Annotated in this window: 3 protein-coding genes; 2 read left to right on the top strand and 1 reads right to left on the bottom strand. The window is 74.4% G+C overall.

Features of this window, described 5'->3' with window-relative positions:
* Nucleotides 1-44 precede the first annotated feature (44 nt).
* Nucleotides 45-2,846 carry a penicillin acylase family protein gene (locus ACFXOZ_RS42080; RefSeq protein ID WP_380595319.1) on the bottom strand — a complete coding sequence of 934 codons (2,802 nt, stop codon included), beginning with the start codon at nt 2,844-2,846 and terminating at the stop codon, nt 45-47.
* A 244-nt stretch (nt 2,847-3,090) separates the two neighbouring features.
* Here ACFXOZ_RS42080 and ACFXOZ_RS42085 point away from each other — a divergent pair, with 244 nt between their 5' ends.
* The gene (locus tag ACFXOZ_RS42085; protein ID WP_380595321.1) at nt 3,091-4,152 is read left to right on the top strand and encodes an SUKH-4 family immunity protein; all 1,062 of its coding nucleotides are present in this window, start codon (nt 3,091-3,093) and stop codon (nt 4,150-4,152) included.
* Nucleotides 4,153-4,172: 20 nt separating this feature from the next.
* Entirely contained in the window at nt 4,173-4,919 is a 747-nt protein-coding gene (locus ACFXOZ_RS42090; protein WP_380595323.1) for a hypothetical protein, read from the top strand.
* Nucleotides 4,920-5,029: the final 110 nt, after the last annotated feature.

Genomic DNA, 5,029 nt, shown 5'->3' on the forward strand with positions numbered 1-5,029 from the left:
GCCCGCGGGCCCCCGCCGGCCCCCCGCCGCCCGCTCGTCGCCGGTCAGCGGTGGGCGCTGAACTGCACCACCTGCTGGTAGGTCGGACGGTTCTGCCAGGTGGTCTTGGCGTCCGTCACCCCGCCCAGCGGGCGCTGGATGACGGTGTCGGCGCACCACTGGTCGCCCGCCGTGCAGTCCGCGTCGCCCGGGTAGACCTGGGCGGGGGTCTGGGCGGCGGCCTTGGCCAGGGTGGTCTGCAGCACGGTGCGGCAGGCCGCGAGGTCGCCCCCGCCGCAGAACGGGCGGGCCAGCGGGCCGGCGACCGGGTCGCCGAGGACGGCGCGCAGGTCCTTGTCCAGGTAGCTCCACCAGCCGTACTGGAAGGCCGAACCCTTGTGCGGGATGCCCTCGTTGGCGCTCACCGGGCCGCCGCCGGTCGCGCCGGTCTGGCCGCCGGAGGGCGACTCGTTGATCTGCAGGGCGCCGGTCAGCGCCGAGAACAGCTGGTCACCGAGCCCGGGCCGCATGACGCCGTCGGCGACCAGCGGCCACCAGGCGTCCATCACCCGGATCGCGGCCGCGTCCGCGTAGGCGTGACTGCCCGCCGAGGTCTCCTTGCGCTGGGCGCCGTCGGCGAGCCAGGCCTCCAGCTGCTGGAGCGCGGTGGCGGCGGCCGGGTCGGTGACCGGGGCGCTGCGCAGCACCCGGATCAGGTCGGGAAGGACGTCCTCGGCCCGCAGGTCGGCCAGGGCGGCGCTCTCCATGGCCTGGGTGAGGGTGACCCGGCTCGCCTTGCCGCCGCCCTGGAGCAGCGCCTTGACCCGGTCGTCGAGCAGGTTGGCGCGGTGCACCGAGCCGTTGCCGAAGCCGGCCGCCGTGAACCCGTCCGCCTGCTTGTTGTTCCAGGAGACGTAGTAGTCCTGGTTGACGGACTGCGGGTGCTCGGCCGGAGGGGTGTACCGGGCGGTGTTGGTGGCGGGGTCGAAGTCGGCCCACTCGTAGGCGGGTCGGGCGAGCACGGGCAGTCCGGCGTCCACCCCGGGGGCACGCACCGGGTTGCTGCCGGAGTTGTAGTAGGCGATGTCGCGGGAGTCGGCGTAGAACCAGTTGAAGGTGTAGTTGATGTTCTGCGCGGCCCGCTGGAAGCTCGGCGCGTCGTGCACCGCGCCGGGGTCGTTCAACTCCTGGAAGCCGATGATGGAATCGGCCTCGTGGCGGTAGGTGGAGCGCAGCGAGGTGAAGGCGACGGGCGCCCCGCCGACGGTGCCGCGGGCCGTCACCAGGCCGTAGTTCGAGCGGTACATCACCAGGGTGTAGGAGCCCGCCGCGGTGGAGTCGCCGGTGGTCGGGCTCCAGGCGTCCTTGCGCTCCAGCCGGTCGAAGGGCAGGCACTGCCCGTGCCAGAGGTAGGAGTCGGCGGCGGTGGTGACCGGGGAGCCGTCGGTGGTGCAGAGCGGGACGGCGTAGGTGTCGGTGATGTCCTGCCCGGCCGAGGTGGCGCTCCAGGCGTAGTCCTGGCCGCGGCCGAGCTGCACGTAGAAGCTGAGGCCGGCGAAGGCCGCGCCGCGGGCGCTGATCCCGGGACCCTGGATCTCCTCCAGCATCAGCAACTGCGGGGCGAAGTAGCCGGTCTGGGGGCCGAACACGGCGACCGGGTGGCCGTCGTCGGTGTGCGCGCCGGAGACCAGCAGGGCGTTGGACATGCCGTGCTTGGCGGTGAGCAGGTTGCCGGGCAGGACGCCGTCCGCCTTCGTGGTCGCGGAGTTCGCCGAGCCGGTGGCGTCGTAGACCACCTTCTCCGGCACCACCGAGCCCGGGTCCGGCAGGGCCTGGCCCTGCGGGGCGTCCGGCACCGTCGCGTACGGGAAGCTCTGGCCGTCGTGCAGGGTGCGGACGGCCTCCGGGTCGTCGGACTCGCGCAGCGACTTCCACAGCGCGTCCCCGGCGTCCTTGCCGTACCGGGCCTCGGCGGTCGACTTGACCTGGGCGGAGGCGAGTTCACCGCCGCCGCCGGCGCCGAACAGCGCGCCGACCACGGAGGCCAGGGCGACCAGGTCGGTCAGCTTGAACGGCTCGATCGAACCGGCGTTGGTGATCGGGTCGATGTGGCCGGTGAGGTCGTACTCGCCGGGGAAGGTCCGGGCGTTGTACGCCTGGCTCGCGTACTGGTTGATGCCGTCCAGGTACGCGTTGGCGTCCGCGAGTGCCTGGGTGGCCCGGCCGCCGCGGGCGGCGAGCGCGTCGATCTGCTGCTGCAGCTCGGCCTCGGTGTACGGCGCGGCCTGCCAGAAGCTCTGCTCCAGCTGCCGGTTGGCGGCCGCGCCGCCCGCGAAGCCGGACAGCTGGCCGCGGCCGACGTGCCGGAACAGGTCCATCACCCAGAGCCGGTCCTGCGCGGCCGCGTAGCCCGCGCCGAACTCGGTGCCGTAGCGGGTGGTGCCGCTGATGTGCGGGACGCCGGTGGCCTTGTCGCGCACGATCGTCACGTCCGCGCGCGGGCTGACGGTGCTGGCCACCTGGTCGGCGGGGACGCCGAAGGAGGCGTCGTTGAAGAAGTTCCGCAACCCGGCCTCGGTCAGCCCCGGGTAGCCGGAGGCCAGGGCCGAGTACGGGCCGAGCTGGTCGTCGGTGTGCGCCGGGCGGCTGCCGAACATCCGGTTGAGCAGGATCTCGGCGAGGGTGGCGTTGCCGTTCTCGCCGGGCGGGAGGATGTCGGTGCAGCGGCCGCCGCAGTAGTCGGGGGCGGCGGCGGCCGGGGTGGGGGAGGCGGTGGCGGGGGCGGTCAGGGCGGCGGTGACGAACAGGGCCGACGCGAGCGCGACGGCCGCGGACCGGAGGGGGTGGGGGCGTGTGCGTGGGGGCAAGGCGAGCTCCTCCGTCGAAGCCACGGGGAGTCGACGGTAGGGGCGCTACTGGCCGGTTGGCTAGTGGCGTGCATGCCATTTCGCCCGCGAGGTGCCGGAGTTGGGGGTGTCGGACGTCGGGTGTCGGGGGCCGGGCGAGGGGGCGGACGGCCTCCGGCGGGCCGGGGTGTCGGCGGGGTCGGTTAGGGTCGCTCGCGGTAGTGGGTGATCTTCCGGCGCGGGGCGGCGGGGCAAGGGGTGCGTGGTGGGGCGGGAGCTGCTGGCTGCTGGTGGGTCGTGCTGGGGGCGGGCGTACCTGGACCTCGGGGCCGCGGGGGAGGAGCCGCCGCGGGTGGTCGAGGGGTTCGCCCTGCTCGGGGAGGCGCGGTACGAGGGCTGGGAGGGGCCCGCGGCGGTGCTGCTGGACGGGGCGAGCGGGGAGGTGTTCCTCGGGCGGCCGGGGGACGACGGGGCGCTGCGGCGGGACCTGCTGGCCAGCAGCACGGCGTGTCTGCTGGCGCTGGCGCGGGTGGTCGAGGGGCTCGGCGGGGCAGCGGAGTACGGGCCCGCCGGAGTGGCCGAGGTCGTGGAGACCGGACGGCGGTTGCTGCGGGAGGCCGATCCGGAGCTGTACCGGCGGACGGGTGGCCGGCCCGCGCACTGGGAGGCGGCGGTGACGGTCCGTGCCCTGGCGTGGGGTGCCGGGCCGGGCGGGCCGGAGGAGTCGGCGTACGCCGTCACTCCGGCCCTGGTGGCGGACCTGGCGACGGCGGAGGGGGAGGGCGGCGTCCGTCGGTTCGGGGAGGACGAGCTGCCCGCGAACGTGACGCACGGTCCGACCCGGCGGCTGCTGACCGAGGTCGGCCTGCCGGTGTCCGGGCGGTGCGTGCTGGAGGTCGATGCCGAAGGGCCGCTGGAGGGTTACGAGCCCGAGGACGACGAGGAGGAGCCCTCGGAGCGGGCGTACCAGCGCGGGTTCCCGGTGCTCGGCGGGTGGATGTACGACTTCGACGTGCTGCTCGACGGCGCGACCGGGCGGGTCGAGCTCACCGATGTGTGGGGCGACGGCGGGACGGCCGCCTACCTGCACCGCGACCTCTCCGCGCTGCTGTACACGCTCTGGACCTTCCACCGGCTGCGCGCCGCGCGGGAGGAGGCGTACGGGGAGCGGAAGGAAGCCCCCTGGTCGGTCTTCGACCCGTGCGAGCTGTTCGACGGCGCGGCCGAGGAAGCGCTGCGCACGATCGATCCGGAGGCGTTCGCGAGCGAGGAGCACTTCTGGCCGATCCGGATCGACGACGGGCACATGGGCAGTCTGCTGGAGTAGCCGAATTGGCAGGTGGGAACGTGAGTGAGGGTGGGTCGGTGCGGACGCTGGTGGGGGTGGTGTGGCGGCAGAAGAAGCTGCTGCTCCTGTCGGGGGTCACGGTGGCGGTGACGGTCGGGGCGGCCGCGCTGCTGGTGTGGGCGGAGGTGCTGCTCGGGGGGAGCGTGGTGGTCGGGGCGGCCGGGCTGGTGGTGCTGTTGTTCCTGGTGACCTTCGGCAATGCGGCGATGCTGATCGCGGTCGATGACGCTCTGCGGGGGCGGGCGGTCGGGGTGTGGTCCAGTTGTGCGCGGGCGGCGGGGCGGTTGCCGGTCATCGCGGGCTGGGCGGTCGGCGGGGCCCTGACCATCCTGGTGGGAGCGGTGCTGCTGGTCGGGGCCAGCTGGGTGATGGTGGGCTACCTGGTGCTGCCGGCGATGGTGCTCGACGGTGTCGGGATCCGCGAGGCGCTGCGGAGGTCCCGGGAGGTGCACCGGCGTGAGGGCTGGACGAGTGTGCGGGGTTCGAGCTGGGTGGCCCTGCCGGTGGTGCTGACCTTGCTCCCGTCGCTGGTGGCCCTGGTCCTGGGCTTCACCGTGAAGGACCGGGTGCTCGGTGTGCTGTCGGTCGCGGGCGCGGCGGTGTGTCTGGGCGGTGGGTTGGCGGTGACGGCGAGTCTGTCCGGGGTGTTCCGGGTCCGCTACTACCGGGAGGCCATGGGGGGACCGGTCGAGGCCGTGCCGGTGCAGCCGGTGCAGCCGGTGTTGCACGTGTCGCCCGTGGAGTAGGACGCGTGCGGGCCGGCAGCCGCAGGGGCGGCTGCCGGCCCCGGGGCGTGGCCGGCGCGGTGGGGGCGGTGGGGGGGCGCCGGGGCCGGCGTGAGGGCGGGGCGGATGGG

The sequence above is a fragment of the Kitasatospora sp. NPDC059160 genome (assembly GCF_042755465.1).
Taxonomy (GTDB): Bacteria; Actinomycetota; Actinomycetes; order Streptomycetales; family Streptomycetaceae; genus Kitasatospora.